Here is a 26,531-nt window from a genome sequence, read left to right as displayed (position 1 = left end):
AAACTACTACTCTACTAATATCTAACACACTACAAAGTATGTGCCAAATAAATAAGTTTTTGTTTATATGTTTTTTGTTTGACTACTTTTTATATAAAAAAATAAAAACATACGATGTACAAATATCAAAAGAACATTGTAAAGATATAAATTATTTTTTATTTTTAAAAAGCTATTAATCATCTACTTGAATAGAAAAAATTTTTATCGATATATTTTTCAATGATATAAAAAACATATTGAAAGTATTATTTTTTTACAGCAAATACATGAAAAACAAATCAAAAATCAATTTTATTAGGGATACTTTAGACCAACTGTATCCTCAACCGCCTATACCTTTGCAACATCACGATGCTTTTACACTATTGGTGGCGGTGGTGCTGTCGGCACAATGTACTGACGAGCGCGTTAATCGTGTAACCCCTGCTTTGTTTGCCCTCGCTCCTACCCCTTCTGCTATGGCGCAGCTTCCTGTGGAGCAAATTCGTGAAATTATTTATCCCTGCGGCTTATCGCCCGCCAAATCCAAACATATCGCTGCCCTTTCGCAGATAATCGTCACTGAACACGGCGGCAATGTACCTCATACTTTTGCGGCACTCGAAGCATTGCCCGGTGTAGGACACAAAACGGCATCGGTGGTAATGTCGCAGGCTTTTGGTGTGCCTGCTTTTCCGGTAGATACCCACATTCATCGTTTAGCGTGGCGATGGGAATTGAGCAACGGCAAAAATGTAGAACAAACCGAAAAGGATTTGAAAGTAGCATTTCCCGAAAATCTGTGGAACAAACTCCATTTACAGATGATTTATTTCGGGCGTGCCTATTGTCCCGCCCGCGCACATCAACCCCAACAATGTCCCATCTGTCGGGTAGTAGGTCGCAAAGAATTATTTGAATAAAGAAAAAATCTATTTTTCAAAAAGTCTCTTTTTTATATAAAATGCGGATTTTAAACAAGTGGTAATTGCTTGGCAATAATTTGTTGCAGAGCCGCCACCCAAGCATCTTGGTCGTTGAGGCTCTCCACCAATTGCACTTTTTCGCCGCCTGCCGCCTTAAATTCGTGGTCGTATTCGGTCTGTATTTCAAAAATGGTTTCCAAACAATCTGCTACAAAAGCCGGACACAGCACCAACAATTTTTTGTTGCCTTTTTTTGCCAGATTTTCTATTATTTCCGAAGTGTAGGGCTGTAGCCAAGGGTCTTTGCCCAAGCGCGACTGGAAACAAACCGTGTATTTTTTTTCGGGTAATTGTAATTTTTGGGCAAGGGTACGCGCGGTGGCATAGCATTGGGCACTGTAACAAAAATGGTTTTTTTCGCTCAAAACGGCGCAACAGTCGGGTGTTTGCAGACAATGGTTGCAGTCGTCTCCTTTGAGGAGCTGGCGTTGGGGCAAGCCGTGAAAACTGAATAAAATATGGTCGTAGCTGTCAATGTGGTGCTGCTCGGCATTGGCGGCAAAGCAAGCTACCATACCTGCATCATCATAAAAACTATTGACGAACTGTATGTCGGGTACTTCCCACCAAGTGCGCACAATGCTCATTACTTTTTCGTGCACTGAACCGCCAGTAGCCGAAGCATATTGAGGAAAAAGCGGCACAACCACTATTTTTTTTACACGGCGGCGGCGCAATTCCAACAAAGCACTTTCAAGCGAAGGATTTTGATAACGCATACCGAGTTCTACAATATATTCGCGCCCGTCTTTGATGTATTGTTGATAATAATTTTGCAATTTCTCTTTCAGCCGCAGCCCATAGTATAAAAGCGGCGAGCCGTTTTCAGTCCAAATTTCTTGATATGATTTAGCAGAATTGGAAGCGCGAAAAGGTACTATCACGCCGCGTACCAACAATTGTCGCGACAACCAAGGTATATCAATTACACGTCCATCGGTAAGAAATTCAATAAGATAACGCTTGACAGAACCTATATCATAACCGTCCGGTGTACCCAAATTTACTAAAAGAATACCTATTTTTTCTCTATTCATATTTTGAAATTTCGTAAAAAAAATATCTGATTAAAAAAATTAAACAACAATTATCTGTGCATCAGCCCGATTTAGGTCTTAGCTTTGCAGCAGAAAAAATCAGATTTTATCAATTATGTCCAAAAACGCTGCAAGTTACCGATTTTTGCCTACATCTGTATTAGGAAATCCACTAAAAAAACAAGCCACTTTGATTGTAGGGGGTGGTATTTCGGGGTTGTTGCTGGCGTATCATCTGCGAAAAAAAGGGGTGGCAGTAAAAATTATGGAGGCAAATGAGCGTGTGGGCGGTTTGCTCAATACGCTGCACACGCCACAGGGTTTGATAGAAACCGCCGCCAACGGCATTTTGTGGAGTCCGGCACTACAAGCCCTTTGCGATGATTTGAAAGTGTCGTTGTTGCCGCCCAATCTTCAACAAAAAAAACGCTATATCGTGCGAGGCGGGCATTTGCAACGTTTTCCTTTGTCGGTGGGCGAAACGGCAGCAGCTCTGTGGAATTTTATCGCGCCTCACCGCGAAAAGCCGCAGACGATGGAGCAGTTCGGGAGTACTTTTTTGGGAATGGGCGCATTGCGGTATCTGTTAGAGCCTGCTTTTGGCGGTATTTATGCAGCTACGGCGCAGGAGTTGAGTTTTCCGTTGGTGCTGCCCTCTTTTGCCAAAGCACTCAATGAGCATCGCTCTTTGGCGTGGGGGCTGTGGCAACAACGCGACAAACAGCAGCAAAAACCGCCGACTTCTGGTACTTGGGGTTTTAAAGGCGGAATGGGCGAATGGGTGCAAGCCTTGTACGAGCATTTGAAAAATGATATAAATCTCAATGCTCCTGTCGGAGATATTCCGGTGAGCAATCGGGAGCAAATAGTGCTGTGTACGCCTGCACCGGCGGCGGCGAATTTACTCAAAAACAGCAGTGCGGCGGCTCTGTTGGAGCAGGTGCAATATGCTTCTATTGTCAGCATTACTTTGTTTTATCCTTTGGCGGCACTGCCGCGCTACAAGGGCGGTTTTGGGTGTTTGGCGGCACGCAGCGAAGGGCTGAACACCTTGGGCATTTTGTTCAACAGCAGTATTTTTGAGCAACGCACCCGAAGCAGCGATATGGTGAGTTTGACGTGTATTTTCAGAGATATGGACGGCACTTTAGCGGCTGCCTCCGATGCCGCTCTGGTACAACGCGCCGAAGCCGACATCACCGCCGTGCTGGGTGCAACACAGCCTTCGGAAGCGGCATACCTCACGCGCTGGCAACACGGCATTCCGATTTACTCACCGACTTTGTATGAGCAGCTGCCGAAGTTGTCGGCGGCACTGGCAAAGGAAACACCCTCGCTGCGCTTATTCGGAAATTATACCGGACACATCGCTATTCGCAATCTCTGTGAGCAAGCGGCACAGGTGGAGTTATAATGTGCGGTAAATTTTGAGTATTTTTTTCGATATTAAAACCGTTTTTTTTCACAAAAGAAATAATTTCCAAAAAAAGGAACAAATAAATATAAAATATAATTTATAAACAATTTATTGTCATATATTTATAATATTGGCAATTATTTTGAATATTCTGTTTATAAAATTTGGATTTTATGAGCAACATTCAAAATGTATTCAAAACGATAGGGTTTATTAATCAGGACACAGCAGACATACACAACCATCATCAACTTGAAGTACAATATATCAACAACAGAGATGGCAGTGTTCGTTGGGTTTAGCCGCTTGGATTAAAACGTCCTTTATTTTGAAATTTTACCATATTCAGGGCTGGAAAGCGGGTGCTTTCAGTTGGCTGCTCAAATTGGTTTTTGCTTTCAATATTCAAAAATGGGTATTCAAACGTGCAATTGTTTTCATCAATCCCCCCCACCATTTTAATCTTAATCTTTTCAATAATAATTGGGCATTATTTACAGGTACTGTGGGTCCGAATCAAAAATATATCCATTACACAGAAGACGAAACAAGAAAGGGTATATTTACCAAAATAGCCATTACTCCACAGGCAATATCTCTTATAAAAAAAGAGAGAGCTGTTTTGCAAAAATTAGCTTCTTCTGACATTAAAAATTTTACTTTTCCCAAACTTCTGCATCAAGATGAGCGTTCGCTGTCGGTATCGGATAAAAAAAGTTATCATTATCGCACTCATACCTTTTCTCCCGAACACGCTAAAGCCCTGTTTTCGCTGAGAAATATAGAACAACGCAATATTTCTTTTGAAGCGTTGGATAATATCTTACACCTCAATGAGCGTTTGACACAACTTCAACAAACAAGAAAAAAAGTTCCTTCAGGCATACTGAAAAAATTGGGTCATTTATTGCATCTTCTTCATAAGCGTTATTTGAATGTGAATTTAGCTCACGGGGATTTTACGCCTTGGAACATGTATGCCGACGAAGCAGGCAAGCTCTATATTTATGATTGGGAATTAGTGAATGGCAACTATCCGGAGGGGTTTGATTTTTTTCATTTTATTATACAAAAAGGTATTCTTTCGGAGCATAAAAATTGGTCTCAAATAAAAAGTGAGATAGAAAGTTATTTGCCCTTTTTTATAAAAAAAAGTGAAACAAACGACTATCTTTCTTTATATCTTTTGATAAATGTATTGTATTATTTGGAAATATACGAAAAACAAACACACTGGCACGCACAAATTTATTGGCTTTTGGACGTGTGGAATACGGCGTTGAGCGATGTATTAGGCAACAGCATGAATCACAGAAAACTTGTTATTCTGGACTTATTTGATTATTTACACGATATTCAATATGCAGGTTTAAAACTCCCCCTGACACAACCTGAAAAATTATCGCTTTTTTCGGATATTGATTTGCTGTTGTCGAAAAATGATACATCTATGCTGCTGAAACACTTCAAAAATCACCCCTTAACAGCAAAAATCAGTGTGCGAAGCGGCATAGCAATGAGCAAAATAATCGTATTAACCCGCGATCATACCGTATTCAGTTTAGATGCTATTCACCAGCTCAAAAGAAAGCATTTAGAGTATATGAATGTACATAATATGATTCAGCACGCACGAACAGATAATGACGGAATACGACATGTCAGCGCAAGAGATACAGACTTGTTTATCGGATTATTCTACGGGCTTAACAATGCCGTTATTCCCGACAAATACAAACAATATAGCACTACAATACGCACTTCGCAAGTGCTGTTGGATAAAGTATTGAACCATCAGATTTCGAGCGGCAAACCGCACCCCAAACAACTTCGAGATATTATAAAAAGCAGACCGGAAAACAGAGGTATATCGGGGCTAAAAAATCGCCTCGCTTATTTTTTGGACACTATCTATAATGTTTTTTCAAATCGCGGGCTGATTATTACTTTTAGCGGAGTGGACGGAGCGGGCAAATCCACCATTATAGAAAAAACAAAATATGAATTGGAAAAAAAATTCAGAAAAAATGTAGTGGTTATCAGGCATCGCCCTTCTTTGTTGCCTATTTTGAGTGCCTGGATAAAAGGCAAAGAAGCAGCAGAAAAAGCCGCCGCCGAACAATTGCCGCGCCAAGGTAAAAACAAAAGTTTTATTGGCTCTTTACTCAGGTTTTCTTATTATTATATAGATTATTTTTTAGGGCAGTTTTATATCTATCTGAAATATGTATTGCAAGGTCAGGTGGTATTATACGACCGCTATTATTTTGATTTTATCAACGACAGTTTGCGCAGCAATATCGTATTACCACAATGGGTTTTTAAAATGGGATACTTTTTGATACTAAAACCACATCTTAATTTCTTTTTATATGCCGACCCCAAAATTATATTGAGCCGAAAAAAAGAATTGGACGAAAACACCATTTCAAAACTAACCCGCGATTACTTGTCTTTATTCTACCAACTCGGCAACCAATGCCCGCATCAGTATCACGCCATTGAAAATGTAACTTTGGATAAAACGGTAGCCTTTATTTCTAATCAAATTCAAGCAAAACTCATCTAATGCGCAGCATCATTGAGCATATCGTCCGTTGGCGGAATCCGCAATTCAGCCTGCACCCTTCGGTGAACACCATCGCTATTATTTCATTTGCAACGACAAATTTTTGGAGTTTGGTGCGCGGTCTGAGGTGGTTTTTTTATGGTAAAAATCCTCAAATGTGCTTGTTGGGTAAAAATGTGCAATGGTTCAATGCGCCAAAAATAAAATTCGGAAAATACCTGAAACTCGGCGACCAAGTTTATATCGGTGCTTTGGGCAAAGAAGGCATAATCATCGGCGACAATACAGGAATTGGTGCTTATAGCAGGGTCGTAGTTTCTACGTCATTGAGTTGTCCGGGCGAGTTTATCAAAATCGGCAACAATGTAGGTATCGGCGAATTTGCTTATTTGGGCGGCGGCGGCGGTCTTGAAATCGGTGATGAATGTATCATCGGTCAATACTTTAGTTGTCACCCCGAAAACCATAACAGCCAAGACCTCTCCCAATCTATTCGTCATCAGGGTATTAGCAGAAAAGGTATAAAAATTGAAAAAAATTGCTGGATAGGCAGTAAAGTTACCATTTTAGACGGTGTAGTGATCGGCGAAGGTAGCATAATCGCCGCCGGTGCGGTAGTTACGGCTTCGTTTCCTGCCTACTCCGTCATCGGGGGTGTTCCCGCTAAACTTCTAAAGTCCAGATAATGAAAAGAATATTAGTATCGGCGTATGCCATTAATCCCTACAAAGGCTCAGAAGACGGTATGGGCTGGAATTTTGTGTTGCAAATAGCGCGTTTTCATAAAGTTTTTGCTATTACCAGAGAAAACAACCGCATACATATAGAAAAATATCAACAAGAGAATCCGAATGATGATTATCAGAATATACAATTTTTGTATTACGACCTCCCCTATTGGCTGCGGTTTTGGAAAAAGGCGGACGAGGTGCGATGTTGTATTACTTGATGTGGCAATACGGCGTGGTGGCATTTATCAAAAAATCAAAGTTGCAATTTGATATTGCGCATAATCTTAATTTTCACAACGACTGGACACCTTCTTTTTTATGGAAACTGAACAAACCTTTTGTATGGGGTCCTGTGGGGCATCATCCTCTTATTCCGGCACAGTATCTTGCTCCCTATCGGTGCAGCTATTGGCTGAAAGACCGCCTGACGTGGTTGGCAAAACAATATTTTTGGAGGTTTTCTTGTAGCCTTTCACGCACCAAAAAAACGGCAGCACATATTTTGTGTATGAACAGTGCCGCCCCAAAAGTACTGCGCCTCAAAACCGACTATTCAATCCTGCCATCGGTGGCTACACAGGACTTCGGGTGGAAAAAAGACCACGAAGACGAATATTTTACCGTCATTTCTGCGGGCAGATTTGTACCCTTAAAAGGCTTTGACCTCAGCATTTCGGCATTTGCCCACCTGACAGCGCAACTACCCCGCGAACAAAAAAACAAGTGCCGGCTTTTGCTCATCGGCAGTGGTGCAGAAGATTCTTTTTTGAAAAAATTGGTCAAAGAGAACAATATAGAAGCTATGGTTTCTTTTGTTCCTTGGATAGAAAGGGAGGAACTGCTGCAAGAATTTAAAACAGCATCGGTATTTTTATTTCCCTCACACGAAGGTGCAGGTATGGTAGTGGCAGAAGCACTATCTTTCGGCTTGCCTGTGGTATGCCTTGACAACGAAGGTCCCGGCGAATTTATCAACTCCGAATGTGGCATTGCCGTTGCACAACAAAAAACATATACCGACACCGTTGTTGCTTTATCTGCTGCCCTGCAATATTTATTTGAGAACCCCCAACACCGCAACGACCTGCGCAAGGCGGCACGACAAAGATTTGAAAGATTTTTTCACTGGGACAGACGCGGCGAACACTTACAAAAAATATATGCAGCAATATGAATAATCCGACATCGCGCCTGTTTGCTTTTCATTTGCTCAACGACCGAAGCGGAAGCCCCAAAGTATTGAGCCAACTATTAAAAATATGGACAAGTTCGGGTGCAAAAAATATTCATCTCTATACCAGTCCGCATCAAAATGGTTTTTTATCCGATATTCAGGGCATTCAGTATCACTGGGGTGGTATCAATTTAAACAAAACCCTTGGTTGCGGCTGCTGTATTATACATTGAGCCAAGCTATATTGATGCTGAAAATGTGGAATAAAATCACAAAAAACGACCTTGTTTATGTCAATACTGTTTTGCCTTTCGGAGCGGCATTATTAGGAAAAATAAAAGGCGCAAAGGTCATTTATCACATACACGAAAGCAGTGTTAGTCCGGCTGTTTTAAAATGGTTTTTATTTGGAATGGTTCGTTTTACCGCCACCGAAATCATCAACGTATCCAAGTATGTACAGCAGCAACACAACATTTGTTCTGTACCCAATCGTATTGTATATAATACCATTGAAGATAGTTATTTAGAAAAATTACTCCCCAAAAAACCGACAGAGCAAGCACAAAATGTATTAATGATTTGCTCACTTAAAGTTTATAAGGGCGTTTTTGAATTTTTACAACTGGCTAAGGATAATCCGCAGTTTTATTTCCGTTTGGTACTGAATGCAAAACAGGAAGATATTAACGATTTTTTTCGCAATTGCGTCATTCCCGACAATCTTCTGATATATCCCGCCCAACAGGATGTACATATTTTTTATCAGTGGGCTGATATTATCGTCAATTTATCAAGACCCGACGGTTGGATAGAAACTTTTGGGCTTACTATCATTGAAGGAATGGCATATAGGCTGCCGGCTGTTGTGCCTCCGGTGGGGGGTATTCTTGAAGTGATAGAAGAAGGCGTAAGCGGCTGTAGTGTGGACTCCAGAAACCGACAGCAACTCAATGAAACTTTGAGATATATTTTACAAAACAACAATCGCTATCAGATGATGAGCGAGGCAGCCAAAAAGCGGTTGGAATTATTTAAAGAAGCCAAAATGCGTGCAGTTTTATCGTATTCTACTCTGATAAATTGAAATCAAGGCAAATCAAAATTTTCCACAATATGGAGTATTAGTATTTTAATAAAAATTATAAATTATTGATAATCAGTAATTTATAATTTTGGCACTACATTAGATTTTATCATTGGTAAATTAGATTGATATGGAGAAGCAGAAACAGGATAAAACAAAACTTGCCATTATAGGCACGGTGGGAGTTCCGTCAAATTACGGCGGCTTCGAAACTTTAACGGAACATCTCATTGAAAACATCGCTGACGAATACGACATCACGGTATATTGTTCGGGCAAAAAATATAAAAAACCCGAGCGAAGTTCTCATTATAAAGGCGCAAAACTCCATTATCTTCCGCTTGATGCCAATGGCGTTCAAAGTATTGCCTACGATACCATTGCGATTTTGCACGCTTTGCTGTTTGCTGATGTGTTGTTGATTTTGGGTGTGGCAGGTGCTTGGATATTGCCTTTTGTGTATTGGTTTACCAACAAAAAAATCATCATTTCTATAGATGGTATCGAGTGGAAAAGAGAAAAGTGGAATTTGCCGGCAAAGTGGTATTTATTTTGGGCAGAAAGTATGGCAGTAAAATATTCGCATATTGACATTTCCGACAACGAAGCCATACAAGATTATACAGCCGCACGATACGGCACTGTGAGCAGAATTATAGAATACGGCGCAGACCATACCTTGCAGGTCGGCATTACTTCACAGGATATACAACAATATCCTTTTCTTACCAATCCTTACGCTTTTAAAGTATGCAGGATAGAACCCGAAAACAATATTCATCTCATTTTAGAAGCCTTCGCCGAAACTTCAACGCTTCCTTTAGTGATAGTAGGAAATTGGGATAAGAGTGCATACGGCATACAACTCAAAGCCGCCTACGGGCATCATTCCAACATTCATATTTTTGACCCCATTTATGATCAACAAAGATTAGATGTACTCAGGAGCAACGCTGCTTTGTATATACATGGACACTCTGCGGGAGGTACGAATCCTTCTTTGGTAGAAGCGATGTTTTTGGGGTTGCCGATTTTGGCTTACGGCGTATCCTACAATCGGGTCACTACCGAGCATCAAGCTCTGTATTTTCGCCATAAAGAAGAACTCATACAGCAGCTACAAAATATTTATACCGTAAAACTCAAATCCATCGGAACAAAAATGCAACAAATTGCACAACGGCGATACACTTGGTCGCTTATTGCACAGAAATACAAAATTTTGATAGCCGAATCGCAGAAAGTCAGTAAAAAACCCGCCGTTGCGCCAGAAATAGCTGCTCTTTCTTACGAAAAATTATTAGAAAAAGGTGCAGCACATCTCAAAACAATGTCAATTTTTTAGTTATGAACCACACTATTTTTTTTACTCCGTTTATCGCACTGATATTGTCGTTGGTGCTGATACCTTTTCTGAGAAAAATTGCTCTAAAAGTTCATCATACCGATAAACCCAATTTTCGCAAAGTGCACACCAACGAAGTGCCGTTGATAGGCGGTATTGCGGTGTATATAAGTACAATTTTATTGGCGAATGCCTTTTTTTCACAACAAGGGCAAGATGCCGACATTGTAAAAAGTATATTTTTTCCCGCCTCTGCTTTGTTATTCACCGGAGTTTTAGACGACCGTTTTGATATAAGAGCGAGCTTGCGGTTAGCGATACAACTGATATTGGCACATTATATATTCAATGTAGGCATTCGCATCGAGTCGTTTTACGGGTTTTTGGGTATTTTTGAATTAGAGATTTGGCAGCAATATCTCATCACGATGCTGGTGATAAGCGGCGTTGTCAATGCTTTTAATTTGGTAGATGGCGTAGATGGTTTGGCAGGTAGTTTGGCGTTGGTAGCAGTCGGTGTATTGGCATTTATTGCATACAGCAACAACTATCAAAATTTTTGTGTTTTGTTTTTAACAATAGGTGGTTCGCTGATAGCATTTTTAAGGTTTAATTTCAGCCGAAACCAAAAAATATTCATGGGCGATGCGGGTTCTATGACTTTGGGCTTTATAATCAGCATTGCGAGCATTGCATTATTACCCACTACTATCAACGACAGCAAATCTACCTGGATACTCACGGGCATTGTTGCTATTTTGATTATTCCGGTTTTAGATGCGTTGCGGGTGTTCAGAAAACGTCTAAAAGCAGGTTTAAGTCCTTTTCATGCCGACAGAACGCATTTGCATCATTTAATTTTATTTTTGGGATTAAAACATAAAAGCATCACTTTGCTTTTAACGAGTGCCACACTTTGTATTATTTTTATTGGTTTTTTGATCAATAGCTGGTCAGGAATAACGTGGGCTATTATCAGTATGATTTTAATTTTTTATATCGGAACTACTGTATTAGAGTTTCATCATAAAATTATTCATTGGAGCAATAAAATTAAAGAAATGGAAACAAAAATATAGCCCTACATTTCCATATTCCAAAAAAGGGAATAATCTTTGTTGATATTTAAAAAAAATATCAACCTTTAGTGCTATATGGCTTCATTTCGAATACATCTTGTGGAAGATGACCCTTGGTATGGACAGATTTTAGTACATTATTTAGGGTTAAATCCTGATTATGACTTAGAATTATTTAGTACGGGCAAAGAGTTACTGAATAACCTGTTCAAAAAACCGGACTTGATTTGTATGGATTTTGGACTGCCCGACATCAGCGGCGACAAACTGCTCAAAGAGATTGTAGCACGCAACAAGCAAATACCGATTGTTGTCATCAGTGCGCAGGAAGAAATCAGTGTGGCAGTGGATTTGCTCAAAGCCGGTGCCAAAGACTACATCATCAAAGATGACCATACCAAAGAGCATCTTTGGAAATCCATCATTCATATCCGCGAAAACCTCACTTTGCGGCAGGAAGTAGAGGAGCTTAAAGAACAATTGGGGCAGAAATTCAGCTTTGAAAATACGATTATCGGGCAAAGCGAAGCAATAAAGAAAACCTTTGCCCTGCTCCAAAAAGCTGTAAATACCAACATCAATGTATCTTTGAGCGGCGAAACAGGTACGGGAAAAGAAGTATATGCCAAAGCCATTCATTTCAACAGCGAAAGAAGAAAAAAGCCTTTTGTCGCCGTTAATATGGGTGCAATACCGAAAGAATTGGCAGAAAGCGAACTCTTTGGGCACGAGAAAGGTGCATTTACCGGAGCTACCCACACCAAAATCGGAAAATTTGAAGAAGCACAGGGTGGAACACTTTTTTTGGACGAAATAGGCGAACTCGAACTCACCCTGCAAAGCAAGCTGTTGCGGGCTGTTCAGGAAAGGGAAATCATCAAAGTAGGCGGCAACAAAGCTGTAAAAGTGGACATACGCCTCATCACCGCCACACACAAAAATCTCGCAGAAGAAGTAAAAGCCGGAAGATTTCGGGAAGATTTGTTTTTCAGGATAGTCGGCTTGCCCATAGAGCTGCCGCCGCTGCGCCAAAGGGATAATGACGTAATTATATTGGCGAAGTATTTTATAGAAGAATACGCAAAAAATAATAAAACCCCATCTTTACAATTGTCGGAAACTGCCAAAACCAAACTCAGAAAATACAATTGGCCCGGCAACGTGCGCGAACTCAAAGCAGTAATAGATTTGGCTTGCGTAATGGCGGGCGATATACAGATAAAAGCCGAAGATTTAACTTTTTACCAAATCGGCGACAACAGAGTTTATAGTGACGAAGAAAAAACGCTAAAAGATTACGAAGTAGAAATTATTACACATTTCTTGAAAAAATACGACCAAAATGTCGTACAGGCAGCCACAAGATTAGATATTGCAAAATCTAAAATTTACAATATGCTGAAAAGTGGAGAAATAAAAATAACACATTAATACAAATAAGGTATGTATGGAATTGTAAATAAATCCATTGAAGAACTTATTGTTCAAAATTACGGTGCAGAAAAATGGGAATTGATTAAAGAAAAAGCCGGAGTAGAAGTAGAATATTTTATCAGTTCACAAAACTACTCTGACGATATCACCTTCACTTTGGCGCAAACCATTGCTACAGAACTGAATCTCAGCCTCTCTGATGTATTAAAAACCTTTGGCGAGTGGTGGATACTGCATACAGGCAAAAATTACTACGGCTATCTTTTGGAAAGCGGCGGCGAAGAATTCGGAATTTTTTTAAAAAATCTGCCTTCTTTTCATAATCGGGTAATGATGATGTATCCAAAACTGACACCGCCCGAATTTCTTGTTTCCAATGTAAAAGAAAATTCACTGCACCTGCATTATATGTCTAAAAGAAAAGGACTTACCGATTTTGTTTATGGGTTGATTTCAGGGTTGGGCAAATTGTTTGCAACAGAAGTTTCAATGCAACACATCAAATCCCTAACCAATGAAACTACCCACGAAATTATATACATAGAATGGAAAAAATAGATACCTGCAACCAACAACTCATTCAAGAAATTTTTCCTTTTTTTCTTGCGCTCGACACCCAACTATGTATCCGACAGCTCGGCAATGCCTTGCATAAAATAAGCGGCGACATTATCGGAGAATCTTTCGACCAGCATTTCGTTATCCAAAGACCCTATCTGGAAGATATTAGTTTTGAAGCCCTCTATCAAAAATCCAACGAAGGTTTTTTTATAAAACACCTACACAGCGGTTTTATTCTGAAAGGCTTGTTTAAAAAAATAAATGACAGCTTCACTTTATATCTTTTAGCCTCGCTGTATGTATATGATATTGAAACGCTGAAACCCTACAAAATTACTATTTCAGATTTCTCACCCTTCGATGTCACGTTTGATTTTATGCACATCATCAAGCAATCAGAAGTACACAGAAACGAACTGAACGACTTGATTTCAAAAATTGACCAGCAATCGAGGATTATAAAAAAAAATAACCAAGAGCTGACCAATGCAAAAACACAACTCGAAAGTATTTTGAATGAAATGACCGATGTGGTGTATTCAATAATACTGCCGAATATGGAAATATTATTTGTCACACCCTCCATCGAAACCGTTTTTGAGATAAAAACCGACGAATTGTTGCGAGATTTCTCTTTGTGGGAAAAAATAATTCTGTCTCAAAATCGGACAATTATTGACGAAATCAATAACCTCCTCAAACAGAAAGGGGCATTTAAAGTAAAATACAAAATAAAAACTGCTTCTGGAAAATCTAAATGGATCAGAAATCAAGGAAAATACATCTACGATGAGCAGCAAAATCCAATCAGAATTGACGGTGTTATTGTAGATAGAACCAAAGAATTTATCGCTCAGGAAAATTTAGACCAAGAAGTCAGATTGCAGGAAGCTCTGATTGATATTGCATCTACTTATATCAATATAGATCCCAAAGATGTAGAAAACGTTATCCATCTTTCTTTGCAAAAAATGTGCTTGTTCGTATCTGCCGACAGAGCCTATATTTTTGATTATGATTTCGCGAAAGGAACAACATCCAACACTTACGAATGGTGTAATGATGGAATTACGGCAGAAAAAGACAACCTGCAAGAAGTACCCATAGAGTATTTTCCGCAGTGGACCAATCAGCACAAAAACGGCGAAGCATTTTATATTCCCGATGTGGACGCGCTGGAAGATGACGGAGAAGGCGGGCTTAAATCTATCCTTGAACCGCAAGGTATTAAAAGTTTAATGACCATTCCGATGATAGATGGCAAAGAACTAATGGGTTTTGTCGGTTTTGATTCGGTAAAAAATCATTATGAATACAGCGAAAAAGAAAAACGACTGCTTTTTTTGTTCGGGCAAATGCTTATTAATATTCGGAACAGGCAAAAATGGGAAAACCAAATCCGATTGCAGGAAGAAAAATACCGCAATATTATCGCCAATATGAATTTGGGCTTATTGGAAGTAGATCTAAACGATGTCGTTATTTATGCCAATCATAGTTTTTGCGAAATGTCGGGCTATTCATTAGCAGAGTTGAAAGGTAAAAAAGCGGCGGAGTTGCTCGTGGTTGAAAATTATAAAAATACCATTCGCGATAAAAACGAAACACGCATCAATTACAACAAATCCGACAGCTACGAAATAGAAGCCATCAACAAAAAAGGCGAAAAATGCTGGTGGTTTATCAGTGGTGCACCCAACTACAACGACAAAGGGCAATTAACGGGCAGCATAGGTATTCATCTCGACATCACAGAACAAAAACGCCTCGAAGCCGAGCTTGCCAAAGCAAAATCTTTTGCCGAAGCCGCTGCCAAAGCCAAAGAGTTATTTTTGGCAAATATGAGCCACGAAATCAGAACGCCCCTGAACGTAATTATCGGTATGATACGACAACTCACCAAAGAAAACTTAAGCACCGAGCAACACTTTTACGTCAAGCAATCCGAAGGTTCAGCCAAACATCTGCTCACCATTTTAAATAATATACTCGACATCGCCAAAATCAATTCGGGCGATATGAAAATCTTTGCCAATACATTCAGTCCCAGTGCTTTGCTTTACAATGTACACTCTATTATGTATTCGCAGGCAATGGAAAAAAACCTCGATTTCAAGCTCAACGTCAGCGCAGATATAAAACCGGCTTTGATAGGCGACGACACCCGACTGCGGCAGGTATTGATTAATTTGGTGGGAAACGCCATCAAATTCACGCATACCGGCAGCATTATGATCAACACAGAAGTATTAGAAGAAGACGCGCAATACCAAACCATCGAATTTGCGGTTTCGGACACCGGCATAGGTATGTCCGAAGATTTTATCACCAGAATTTTTGATAAATTTTCGCAGGAACAGAACGAATCCAACCGAAAATTTGAAGGTACCGGTTTAGGTATGGCTATTTCGCACGATTTAATCCAACTGATGGGCGGAAAAATGGAAGTAAAAAGCCGCAAAAATGAAGGCACTTGCATTCGCTTTGAATTAAAAATGCCCATAGGAAATGCCGAGCAATTGGTTTCCAAAAGCCAGCAAATCAAAGAAGGAGCATTTAAAGGCTACAAAGCTCTTTTGGTGGAAGATAATGAAATGAACCGCTTTATTACCATACAAAGTCTTGATTTTTTAGGTATGGAAACAATAGAGGCAGAAAACGGAAAAATAGCCACTGAATTGGTTCAAAAAAACAATTATGACATTATTTTAATGGATATTCAAATGCCCATAATGGACGGCGTAGAAGCCACAGTCATCATGCGCGAGCAGTTGAACATTAAAACCCCCATTATAGCCCTCACCGCCAATGCCTTTAAACACGACATAGAACTATACCTCAAAAAAGGTATGAACGATTTTATCACCAAACCTTACGATGAACAGGATTTTTTCAGAAAAATTGAACATATATTGAGCCTCGAAATTCACCAGTCCCACTCCTCCTCCTATCAAGATGATAAATCTAATGCTGCTATAAAAGAAAACAAACCCTATGATTTGTCGCAATTACAGAAAATGAGCAGAGGCAATGCAGATTTTGTGGCAAAAATGGTTCAACTTTTTATAGATATAGCAAAAGAAAACAGCGAAATTATACAAGAAAAATTAGAGGTAGCTGATTACCCGATTATTATGAAAATAGCTCATAAAATAAAACCGAGCATTGATCAAATGGGTATCGTATCATTAAAGGATGTCGTCAGAAAAATAGAAAAATACGACTTCAGTATCGGGTCAGCAGAAGAATTTACACATTTTTCGCGCTCACTTATTTCTGAACTAAAAACTGTTATAGCAGCATTAGAAAAAGAGAATTTGTAAAAACCATCGCGATATATCTTAAAAAAAATGGAAAAAAATTCCAAACATTGGAATAATTACAAATATTTTTAATTAATAATTCATTAATAATCAATAACTTAGTATATGGCATAACAATAGATTGCTTCAAGGCTAAAACATAGCTTATGAAACAATTAATTTACTTGTTTTTTGGGGGGCTAATGATAGTTTTGCAAGCCCAATCACAATCTTGTCCATATATAGATTTCAGAAATAATGGCAATGGACAAGCCAACAATTGCCCGAATGTAAATGGAACTCCTTATGCTTCCAACTTTAGCGGCACTCCTTATGCCACCGGTTTCACAGGATTATCTAAAACAGGTAATATCCGCTTTGTATTTGACGGAATTGTCACTGCCCCACCCGCCATTAAAAGTATTTGGATCGGCTCTACCCTTTCCAACGTTGTTGCCGGACCCGCTTCTGTACCCGAATTAGTAAATGGCAATACACGGGTGAGTTATTGTTTCTACGGGCAAAATTTACCTACCGCAGGGTTTTATACCATTGAGTTCGTAAATCCGCAAACTAATGAATTATTCTCTTTGTGTGGTTTCAGCGGCTCATCAAACACCGCCGCCAATCCGCCTGTTATCATCACGCAACCGCAAACTCAATCGGTATGCGAAGGCAATACGCTAACACTTTCGGTAGTAGCACAGGCAGCTTACGGCGGTACTTTAAATTATCAGTGGAAAAAAGAAGGAGTAAATATTGCAGGAGCTACTTCTTCAATTTATACTAAATCAGGCGTACTAAATACAGATGCGGGTAATTATACTTGCTTAATCAGCGAAAATAACGGTACATTTATCCTGTCACAGTCGGCAGTTATCAACGTCATCAATTGCTCGTCAAATACCTATATGGACGCTTGCGGAATGGGAGCATTCACAAACACCAATACCAATAGTTGGAGTTCGGCTTGGGTGGATTACGACAATGATAATTGGGAAGACCTTTATATTTGCGACAAATCAGAAAATGCCCCCAATTCGCTGTATCATAATAGCGGAAATTCAAACTTTCAGCTCGTTTCCGGTTTGATTTCGAGTGTCACATCAAAATCGGTAAACAGTACTTGGGCAGACTACGACCGTGATGGACTCAAAGATGTATATATCACCAATGCCACCGCGCATCGGGTTTTTTGTATAAAAATTTGGGCAGCGGCAATTTTCAAAGAATCACCAATGCAGGTTTAGATGCCAATCCGCAATACGCCCATAGGCGCAGCTTGGTGCGATTTCAATTTAGACGGTTATGTAGATTTGATAGTGACCAATTTTTTTGAAACTCGTTTTCATCAACTTTATAAAAATAATGGCAACGGAACTTTTACTAAAATAGAAAATTCCGCCTTAGCCTTAGAGTCAGAAAAATCTTTAGCCCCCATTCTTTGTGATTATGACAAAGATGGTGATACGGATATTTTTATTCCCAACGGAAATAACCGCCCCAACAGCTTATTTAAAAATATCGGCAATTTTCAGTTTGAAAAAATAACAGCTGCCCCCTTTTCCACAGATGCTTATAATTCGGTGGGTGCTGCCTGGGGCGACTATGACAATGACGGTTGGCACGATTTATTTGTATGCAATGCCTCCAACCAAAATAATAATCTCTACAAAAACAACGGCGATGGCACTTTTATGACTATCACAGGCATTGCACCGGTGCAAGACGGCGGACACAGCCACGGAGCGAATTGGATAGATATAGACAATGACGGCGATGTGGATTTGTTTGTTACCAACGACCAGTCCTAATTTTCTTTATATCAATACAGGAAACGGCACTTTTAACCGGATAATGGACGAGGCTATCGCCACCGATTTGGGACTGGATTGCGGACAGGCGTGGGCAGACCATAATAAAGACGGCAGCCTTGATGTAATGATAAGCACGCACAGCGGACAAGAAGATCATCTTTATTGCGGCAAACCCAACGGGAAACACTGGATAAATATAAAACTCGTGGGCGTAGTAAGCAACCCCGAAGCAATTGGCGCACGCATTGCTGTATTGGCGGGTGGCAAATGGCAATACAGACAAAATCACCCCATTTCAGGACTTGGCAGCCAAAATAGTTTCAGGCAGCATTTTGGCCTTGGCGATGCCACACTCATAGAAAAAATAGAGGTTCTGTGGCCTTCGGGATACAAACAGAGCATCAGCAATATCCAAACAAACCAGTTCATTACACTTACAGAAGAAGCAGCCAATCGCGTCAATGGTTTTGCGTTCAGCGATGATAACAATAATTGCATTTGGAACGAAGGAGAAATGAAATTAGAAGGAATGAATTTTAACCTGTCGCCCGTCAATATTAAATTTAGCAGTGGCTATGCCGGAATTTATAATATAGGAGTAGCAGCAGGCAGTTATTCCGTTCAATTGGAAAGCAACGAATTTTGGAATTTGAACTGTCCGGTCAATATTGATGTATTGGGTAGTAATAATATCTACAATGTAAATTTACCTTTGGTAAAATCTCAAAACGGATACGATTTGAAAATAAACACGGGTACCACCGCCTGGCGCAGGGGCTTCGCGAGTGAATCTGTTGTTCAGTGCTCCAACATTGGTACAGCAGATGCTATCAACTCCCGAATAGAACTCACCTATCCGCAAGGTATTGTGCTCAAAAGTGCGGATATAATGTGGGACGCTCAAATAGGGAATACTTACCTTTGGTATATTGACACGATGAAAGCAGGAGCGTTTTTGAATATCCAACTCCGCGATTCGGTGACATTGGACTTGAAGGTAGGTGATGAAGTGACACTCAGCAGCTATACTACAGCAGATGGTCAGGATTTGAGAATTACAAATAATACTTATGAATTTGCTGCAAATATTGTTGGAGCTATTGACCCCAATGATATACTCGTAACGCCGAGAGGTAAAGGTGCGGAAGGATTTATCGCCAAGGAACAAACCTTGAAATATCATATCAGATTTCAGAATGTGGGCAGCTATTATGCTTCCAGAGTGGTGTTGGAAAACCGCCTGTCGCCTCATCTTGATTGGAGCTCTTTTAAAATAGAGTCGGCGAGCCACGAAGGTTATGACATCAGCATTGATGACAAAGGTATGCTTCGGGTGGTATTCAACAATATAGAATTGCCCGACAGTACCCAAAACGAAGCCGGTAGTCACGGGTTTTTTATTTACAGTATCCGACCGCGATCCGACGTAAAAGGAGGCACAAAAATAGAAAACAGCGTATTGATTTCTTTTGATTACGAAGACCCCCTGATGAGCAATGTAGTAGTTAATACCATAAAATATACAGGAAATTCTGAAAACGGCAGCCTCATTATATTTCCAAACCCTGTTATTGACTATGTAAATATAGCAGGAGATACCGGAAATATGCTGCAAGAAATCCCCCTCTTACACACCATACGCATTGTCAATGGGACAGGTGCGCCGGTGGCAGAAATCAAAAACACCGAAGATTATAAAATAACTGCACATATCGGCATTTTAGATGCAGGTGTTTATTATCTGACAGGCTACGACAAAGAGGGGCATCAATATACAGGAAAAATAGTGAAACAATAAAATAAAACCCATTTAGCGTAATAAAAACGTATTAATTGTTAAGAAGCCGCTGACGCAGAGATGTCTCAGCGGTTATTTAAAAAAAATAGGATAAAACCCATTTAGCGTAATAAAAACGTATTAATTGTTAAGAAGCCGCTGACGCAGAGATGTCTCAGCGGTTATTTTTTTTAAAAAAGTAGCACATATACATCTACGTCGGATTTCTACCGCCCAAAGTGTGTACACATATTTTATCTGCTTCTATGCTGAAATGATTTGTTTGTTGCGTATTGATGAAACATATATGCTGAGGTTCGCCTGCTTTTATCCTATAAACAACAGAACACAGATGAAACAGATGGAGCAGATAAGCACAGATTTTTATCCGTGAAAAACCCGTTCAATCCGTCGAATCCGTGTTCAAAAACGATATTTAAGCCAACAACACCAACATCATAAATTATTTGCCGTAAGTAGTGGTTAGTTTTTAGTGATTAGTTTTTAATTGACATAAATATCTGATTATCAATACTTATTTATTTTACTTATAGGCATATTTTATGCGATTTTAGTATTCGTTATTGCGTTTAGGTAGCCTCACTTAGCTTTTAGGTAGGTGCACCTGCCTTTTAGGTAGGAGGACTTAGCTTTTTCGTAGGTACTCCTACCTTTTTGGTAGGTAGTACCTTGCTTTTTGGTAAGAAGACTTAGCTTTTTCGTAGGTGCACCTACCTTTTTGGTAGGTACTACCTTGCTTTTTGGTAAGAAGACTTAGCTTTTTCGTAGGTGCACCTACCTTTTTGGTAGGTACTACCTTGCTTTTTGGTAGGAAGACTTAATTAATAGTTAGCTGCACCTATATTTTTAGTAGGTGTAGTTAGCTTTTCTGTTTTTTTGTGGAAAAAATTTCGTACATAATGGAATTAATACTAAAATCGGACAAAATGGGTGTACTTTTTTGGTGTGCGAACCTTAGCGTAATTTTATATAATGAGTACGCAGTAAATAAATGATTTCAGTATTGTTATAAAGAAAACAAACAGTACAATTATTATTACAATTCATCAAGTGTTTCCATTATAAGGAACATATATTTAAAATAAAAATACATAAATAATTAAAAATCAAACTATTTTTATTTGGCTTAAATTTGGTATCGCCAATAACAAAGTAATAAAAATACAATAGCATGCAAAAAAATAATAAACCCGTTTTTATTGTTGATGATGATATTTTCCATTTGGAAATCATGAAACAGTTATTGACCGAAGAAGGCATCGAAAACATTCATTCTTTCAACAGCAGCGTTGATTGCCTCCAAGAAATTCACCTCCAGCCCGAAATTGTTTTTTTAGATCATCAAATGGACGTGTATTCGGGCTACGAAACGCTGCGAAAAATAAAAAGGTACAATCCCAATATTTTTGTAGTGATGGTATCTGCTCAGGAAGACATCGGAACGGCAGTGGCTACGCTCAAACACGGCGCATTTGATTACATACAAAAAAATGCCGACTTACATTCCAACATAAAAAATGTGCTGGTAAAAATTAAAGATGTCAAAGAATTGCTCCAATCCCGCAAACCCTCTTTATTGAAAAACATATTCAAGTATCTTTAATTGTATGCGAAGCTATATCATTATTACTATGCTGATGGGTGTTTTGGGGTTGCTTTCTTCTTGCAAAACGAGTAATCTTTTTGTAGATAAACAAGCCGACAATACAGTGGCAGCATTGGACAGTGTTTTTTATAACGACCCTCATTATCAGTATCATATCAGAAAAGACGATAAAATTACCATCAGTGTTTGGGGGCAAGACGACCTCAGCGTGGGTTCTGCTTATGGCATTTACAACTCCAACGAAGTATATGGCAAGTGGCTTTTGGTAGATGCGGCAGGCAATATTGAAATTCCGAAAATCGGTACTTTCTATGTAGAAAAAATGACCCTGATACAGCTCAAAGATACCCTCAAAACGCTTTACAGCGAATGGATACAAGTGCCGGTGGTAGATGTAAAAGTGCTCAACCGCGAAATTACCGTATTGGGCGAAGTGAGAGACCCGCAGGTAATTCTTGTGGATAAAGAAAAAAACACTTTGCTCGAAATGATTGCACGCTGCAAAGGTTTGGAGTTTTATGCCAATCCGAAATTTGTGAAAATATTCCGGCAGATGGGCGAGCACGTGTATGTAGCCAATGTGGATCTCACGCAGTCGGGCGATATGCTCCGGCGTAACATCAACCTATATCCGGGTGATGTGGTGGTGATACCCTCCAAAAAATACAAAGAATTTGATCGGAGAATCTCAACTATTATCCCTTTTTCTACGGCTCTTACTTCGGCAGCTATTTTTATGGGATTATTTTAAATAATAAAAAATTTTAAAATCATTGCTTTATGAGTAGTTCACAATTTGATTTTTTGCGACCTTATCTTCGCGGCTGGTTCATCATTGCAGGAGCAATGATAATGGGCTATCTGCTCGCTGCCAAATATCTGAACTATACTACCCCCACCTACGAAAGTACAGCAAAAATAAAATTAGCCGACCACAACGAAGGCATCGCCAACAGCAATTTGTTCAAAAATCTTGATGTATTTGCCAATACTCAAAAAATTCAGGCAGAAATTGAACTCATAAAATCGCACACCATCATCAAAAAAGCCTTAGAGAAAGTTCCTTTTGAAACGGTATTAACCAGAAAAGGAAATTTAAAAAATACCGAACTTTTTAACGATGCGCCCCTGATGGTATCCAAATTGCAGATAGAAGAAAAATTTTTGGACAAACCTTTTTTGCTTGAGATAAAAGATACCAATCGGCTGATAATTACCAATCCGCAGGGAATAACACAGGAAGCAAACACAAACGATACCATAAAAACAGACAACAGCATTTTTGTCGTTGCTCTGAACAAAGAACTGCTGCGCAAAAGACCCGATTTGCATATAAATGACCAATATTGGGTGGTGTTTTTAAGCGAAGAAAGGTTAATCGCTGAAATTCAAAAAAACTTAGATGTAAGTTCTGTAGATAAAGATGTACCGGTTATCCGTATCAGTTATAAATCTTCGAACCCCGAAAAAGCCGCTTTATTTTCAAATGTTTTAGCTCAAACCTATATAGAAGATTATATCCAAACCAAATACAGCGCGGCAAATATTACGAGTCAGTTTCTTGATGCTCGCATCCATGAAATCAGCAGCAAATTAGTAGGCAGCGAAGCCGCTATTTTGGACTACCGCAAACAGGAAAATATCACGAATATTCAACAAGAAACAGAAACCGATTTGAGAAAAATAGCGCAGATGAAGGTGCAGCAAACCAATTTAAAAATGAGCCTTGATGCCATTAAAGAATTAGAAACATATATGGAAAAAGGACAAGATAATTTTTTGGATTTAGCTCCCAATTTTGAAGCCTTTACCGACCTGCTGTCCACCGAATTGATTAAAAAAATAAAAGAATTACAAGCCGAAAAAAAAGATTTGTTGCTGGAATACACGCCCAAACACGAAAAAGTAATCGCTATTGACCAAAAAATAAAAGATATTTCTTCCTATTTTCACGAAAGCATCAAAAACACACGCAAAAATCTGCAATCTAAATACGACAATTTGGTGTACGACATTGAAGAAGCCGAAAAAGTATTCGTGCGCGTGCCGGAAAAAGAAAAAGTAATGACCCAACTCAACAGAGAGTTTGAGATTTTTCAGCAGTCGTACAATTTTTTGAATCAAAAGAAAATAGAAGCCGATATAGCCAAAGCTGCCAAAGTAGCTTTTCATCGCATTATCACACCTGCCGAAATCAGCACCGTACCTATATCGCCCAACCGCATTATTATCAAGGGTGTTTCTGTGATATTGGGCTTGCTCGGCGGCATTATACTCATATTCCTCATTCATAGTCTGCGGGCAAAAGTCAACGATGTTTCAAGCATTGAATCGCGCTCTATGATACCGCTTATAGCAGCCGTACCGAAACTGAAAAACCAAACCGAAAAAGAAAGATTTTTTCTCACCACACTCACGCAATGGCAAGTAAAAAAAATGCTGCCTCCACAGGGCATCATCAATTTTACGGGCTACCACCCGTCTGAAGGAGCAGCTTTTATTGCCCAACAAACAATTCAGTCGCTTATCAGGCAGGGCAGAAAAATATTAACGGTGGAATTTGGTGAAAACACCGCCGCCGCCGATTATTATACACTCAATACCTTGAACGAACAACATACTTCTATGGTAATAGATGCCGCAAAGATGTCATTTAAAACCACCGAAGCCATTCAGGAAAACATACAACAACAAAGCAAAAATTTTGACCGCACTATCATCAGCAACTCAAACTTTGGCGCACCCTACACCTTAGCTCTGATGGCAATCGCCCAACTGAATGTAGTGTGCATAGATACTCGCCTCACCTCCGCAAAAAGAATAAACGAAGTGGATCTGCTCAAAGAAGAATACGCACTTCCTGCCGTACATTTCGCGCTCAATCGTGTGGGTTATCACCCGAGTTTTTTGAAAGAAACGGTACAAACCGTAATTGGTTTATTTCATTGCATCAAAAAGAATACTACTCAAAAATGAAAGCGATGAATTTACAAAAATATCAGGTATTGGCGGATCAGGCGGTTTTCAGTGGGGCAAATTTTTTACTGACCCTCCTGATTGCCCGTTATTTAGATGCTGCCGCCTTTGGTGTTTATTCTGCCTATATTCTTATGATATATTTGGCGGTGAGTGCTATCGGTGCGTGGAGTATTCAGGTATTTCAGGTTGCGCCCGATATGTCGTCTTCGCGTTATATAAGTTTTGTTTTTTGGTGGCAAATAATTTTAATGATGCTTGTTTTGACAGGAGCAAGTATTTTTTGTAGTCTGTTTGGTATTGCCTGTGCGCCCGCTTTGTTGGTTTTTGCTTTCGGTTTTGTGATAAACGATTTTGGCAGAAAAATACTTTTAGCTTCCAGCAAAACCGCTGCCGCTTTATGGCTTGATGTTATCACTGCGCTTTGTTTGGTGCTCGCATTTTTTACCTTCCGCAGCAAAGCACTCAAAGACATTAACACCATGTTGGGCTATTTTGCGGTTGCATACGCAGTGTCACTGTTCATAATTATTTTTCTATTACAACCTTTTTTTATAAAAATCACCTCCTTCAAACACTATACAACCTTGCACCTCCAAACAGGCAAATGGTTGTTTTTTACGGCTTTGAGCCAATGGTGGGCGGGGAATTTATTTGTAGTAGCGGCGGGCATTTATTTGGGAACGGCAGCATTGGGCGCATTGCGCTTGGCTCAATCTCTTTTTGGGATTTTAAATATATTGCTCCAGTCTTTTGAAAATTATGTGTTGCCGCAAACCGCAAACCGCCTACACCAAAACCCTGCCGAAGGTATGCGCTATCTGCGCAGCGTAAACTATAAATTGGTTTGGATTTTTTTGCCTTTGCTGATACTTACTTTTCTTTTCGCAAAAAAAATATTAATCATTGTCGGCGGCAACGAATATGCCGACTATGGCTATGTGGTGCAAGGGCTGTGTTTGTTGTATGTTTTTATTTTGATAAGCCAACCCATTCGTTTTATTTTCAGGGCTTTACAATTTAACAATCATTTTTTTTATGCCTATCTTCTGAGCTTGGCTTTTGCTTTGGCTTCTTCGCACTGGCTCTTGTCTTCCTTCGGTTTATACGGTGTTATAGTCGGGCTGACGGGTTCACAGGTTATTGTAACAGCTTACTGGATTACTATTTTATATTTTAAAAACATCAGCGTATGGAAATCATTCATATCGTATTAGGAAAAGCCAACCCCGACCGACTCAACGGTGTAAACAAGGTGGTGTACCAGATGGCGAGTGAGCAAACGAAAGCCGGAAAAAAAGTGCAAGTGTGGGGCATCACTGCCAATCCTATACCTGATTATCCTGAAAGAAACTTTAAAACACGCCTGTTTCAGGCAGCGCGATTTCCGTTTGCGGTGGACAAAACACTCAAACAAGCCATTATTGAGCATAAAGAGAAGGCGGTTTTTCATCTGCACGGCGGCTGGATTCCTGTTTTTGGCAGCCTCGCCGGTATTTTTTCTCGTCATCGCATCAAATATGTACTTACGCCGCACGGTGCTTACAACGAAGTGGCTATGCGCCGCAGCAAATTCACCAAAAAATATATTTTCTTCTGTTTGAAAAATATCTTTTAAAAAATGCACACA

Annotated in this window: 22 protein-coding genes; 21 read left to right on the top strand and 1 reads right to left on the bottom strand. The window is 39.5% G+C overall.

The window, feature by feature from the left end; all coding sequences use genetic code 11:
- The first annotated feature begins 269 nt into the window (after window positions 1-269).
- The gene (gene nth, locus IPL35_12945; protein MBK8444259.1) at window positions 270-905 is read left to right on the top strand and encodes an endonuclease III; all 636 of its coding nucleotides are present in this window, start codon (window positions 270-272) and stop codon (window positions 903-905) included.
- Window positions 906-955: 50 nt separating this feature from the next.
- Here nth and hemH read toward each other — a convergent pair whose 3' ends face one another.
- Complete coding sequence (gene hemH, locus IPL35_12940; protein MBK8444258.1) at window positions 956-2,005, bottom strand: ferrochelatase; 1,050 nt, start codon at window positions 2,003-2,005, stop codon at window positions 956-958.
- A 115-nt stretch (window positions 2,006-2,120) separates the two neighbouring features.
- Here hemH and IPL35_12935 point away from each other — a divergent pair, with 115 nt between their 5' ends.
- The 20 genes from IPL35_12935 to IPL35_12840 all read left to right on the top strand — a co-directional run bounded on the left by IPL35_12935 (window position 2,121) and on the right by IPL35_12840 (window position 26,519).
- The gene (locus IPL35_12935) at window positions 2,121-3,419 is read left to right on the top strand and encodes an FAD-dependent oxidoreductase (GenBank protein ID MBK8444257.1); all 1,299 of its coding nucleotides are present in this window, start codon (window positions 2,121-2,123) and stop codon (window positions 3,417-3,419) included.
- A gap of 331 nt (window positions 3,420-3,750) precedes the next feature.
- Complete coding sequence (locus IPL35_12930) at window positions 3,751-5,991, top strand: hypothetical protein (GenBank protein ID MBK8444256.1); 2,241 nt, start codon at window positions 3,751-3,753, stop codon at window positions 5,989-5,991.
- Complete coding sequence (locus IPL35_12925) at window positions 5,991-6,677, top strand: acyltransferase (protein ID MBK8444255.1); 687 nt, start codon at window positions 5,991-5,993, stop codon at window positions 6,675-6,677. Before IPL35_12930 ends, IPL35_12925 begins: the two co-directional genes overlap by 1 nt.
- Window positions 6,677-6,940, top strand: a complete 264-nt coding sequence (locus IPL35_12920) for a hypothetical protein (protein MBK8444254.1) — start codon at window positions 6,677-6,679, stop codon at window positions 6,938-6,940. The genes IPL35_12925 and IPL35_12920 overlap by 1 nt, the downstream gene beginning before the upstream one ends.
- On the top strand, window positions 6,925-7,896 hold the full coding sequence (locus tag IPL35_12915) for a glycosyltransferase (GenBank protein ID MBK8444253.1): 972 nt from the start codon (window positions 6,925-6,927) through the stop codon (window positions 7,894-7,896). Before IPL35_12920 ends, IPL35_12915 begins: the two co-directional genes overlap by 16 nt.
- Window positions 7,893-8,129 (top strand): hypothetical protein, encoded by a 237-nt coding sequence (locus IPL35_12910; protein MBK8444252.1) that lies wholly within the window; start codon window positions 7,893-7,895, stop codon window positions 8,127-8,129. The genes IPL35_12915 and IPL35_12910 overlap by 4 nt, the downstream gene beginning before the upstream one ends.
- 23 nt (window positions 8,130-8,152) lie before the next feature.
- On the top strand, window positions 8,153-8,983 hold the full coding sequence (locus tag IPL35_12905; protein MBK8444251.1) for a glycosyltransferase family 4 protein: 831 nt from the start codon (window positions 8,153-8,155) through the stop codon (window positions 8,981-8,983).
- A gap of 130 nt (window positions 8,984-9,113) precedes the next feature.
- Complete coding sequence (locus IPL35_12900) at window positions 9,114-10,328, top strand: DUF1972 domain-containing protein (GenBank protein ID MBK8444250.1); 1,215 nt, start codon at window positions 9,114-9,116, stop codon at window positions 10,326-10,328.
- Window positions 10,329-10,330: 2 nt separating this feature from the next.
- A complete protein-coding gene (locus IPL35_12895; GenBank protein MBK8444249.1) occupies window positions 10,331-11,407 on the top strand; it encodes an undecaprenyl/decaprenyl-phosphate alpha-N-acetylglucosaminyl 1-phosphate transferase in 1,077 nt (358 codons plus the stop codon).
- A gap of 75 nt (window positions 11,408-11,482) precedes the next feature.
- Window positions 11,483-12,838 carry a sigma-54-dependent Fis family transcriptional regulator gene (locus IPL35_12890; GenBank protein ID MBK8444248.1) on the top strand — a complete coding sequence of 452 codons (1,356 nt, stop codon included), beginning with the start codon at window positions 11,483-11,485 and terminating at the stop codon, window positions 12,836-12,838.
- A gap of 12 nt (window positions 12,839-12,850) precedes the next feature.
- The gene (locus IPL35_12885; GenBank protein MBK8444247.1) at window positions 12,851-13,399 is read left to right on the top strand and encodes a heme NO-binding domain-containing protein; all 549 of its coding nucleotides are present in this window, start codon (window positions 12,851-12,853) and stop codon (window positions 13,397-13,399) included.
- A complete protein-coding gene (locus IPL35_12880) occupies window positions 13,387-16,725 on the top strand; it encodes a PAS domain S-box protein (protein MBK8444246.1) in 3,339 nt (1,112 codons plus the stop codon). The genes IPL35_12885 and IPL35_12880 overlap by 13 nt, the downstream gene beginning before the upstream one ends.
- A 146-nt stretch (window positions 16,726-16,871) precedes the next feature.
- Entirely contained in the window at window positions 16,872-17,954 is a 1,083-nt protein-coding gene (locus IPL35_12875) for a VCBS repeat-containing protein (protein ID MBK8444245.1), read from the top strand.
- Window positions 17,955-18,518 carry a VCBS repeat-containing protein gene (locus IPL35_12870; GenBank protein ID MBK8444244.1) on the top strand — a complete coding sequence of 188 codons (564 nt, stop codon included), beginning with the start codon at window positions 17,955-17,957 and terminating at the stop codon, window positions 18,516-18,518. It begins immediately after the preceding gene.
- A complete protein-coding gene (locus IPL35_12865) occupies window positions 18,484-20,319 on the top strand; it encodes an ASPIC/UnbV domain-containing protein (protein ID MBK8444243.1) in 1,836 nt (611 codons plus the stop codon). Before IPL35_12870 ends, IPL35_12865 begins: the two co-directional genes overlap by 35 nt.
- A gap of 1,231 nt (window positions 20,320-21,550) precedes the next feature.
- Entirely contained in the window at window positions 21,551-21,922 is a 372-nt protein-coding gene (locus IPL35_12860; protein ID MBK8444242.1) for a response regulator, read from the top strand.
- Window positions 21,923-21,926: 4 nt separating this feature from the next.
- Entirely contained in the window at window positions 21,927-22,676 is a 750-nt protein-coding gene (locus IPL35_12855; GenBank protein MBK8444241.1) for a polysaccharide biosynthesis/export family protein, read from the top strand.
- 29 nt (window positions 22,677-22,705) lie between these two features.
- Window positions 22,706-24,901 carry a hypothetical protein gene (locus IPL35_12850; protein MBK8444240.1) on the top strand — a complete coding sequence of 732 codons (2,196 nt, stop codon included), beginning with the start codon at window positions 22,706-22,708 and terminating at the stop codon, window positions 24,899-24,901.
- Window positions 24,902-24,906: 5 nt separating this feature from the next.
- Window positions 24,907-26,118 carry an oligosaccharide flippase family protein gene (locus IPL35_12845; GenBank protein MBK8444239.1) on the top strand — a complete coding sequence of 404 codons (1,212 nt, stop codon included), beginning with the start codon at window positions 24,907-24,909 and terminating at the stop codon, window positions 26,116-26,118.
- Window positions 26,094-26,519 (top strand): glycosyltransferase, encoded by a 426-nt coding sequence (locus IPL35_12840; protein MBK8444238.1) that lies wholly within the window; start codon window positions 26,094-26,096, stop codon window positions 26,517-26,519. The genes IPL35_12845 and IPL35_12840 overlap by 25 nt, the downstream gene beginning before the upstream one ends.
- The last annotated feature ends 12 nt before the right edge of the window (window positions 26,520-26,531 follow it).

Source organism: Sphingobacteriales bacterium, from assembly GCA_016711285.1.
GTDB lineage: Bacteria > Bacteroidota > Bacteroidia > Chitinophagales > UBA2359 > JADJTG01.
This window is presented reverse-complemented; position numbering and strand designations above follow the sequence as displayed.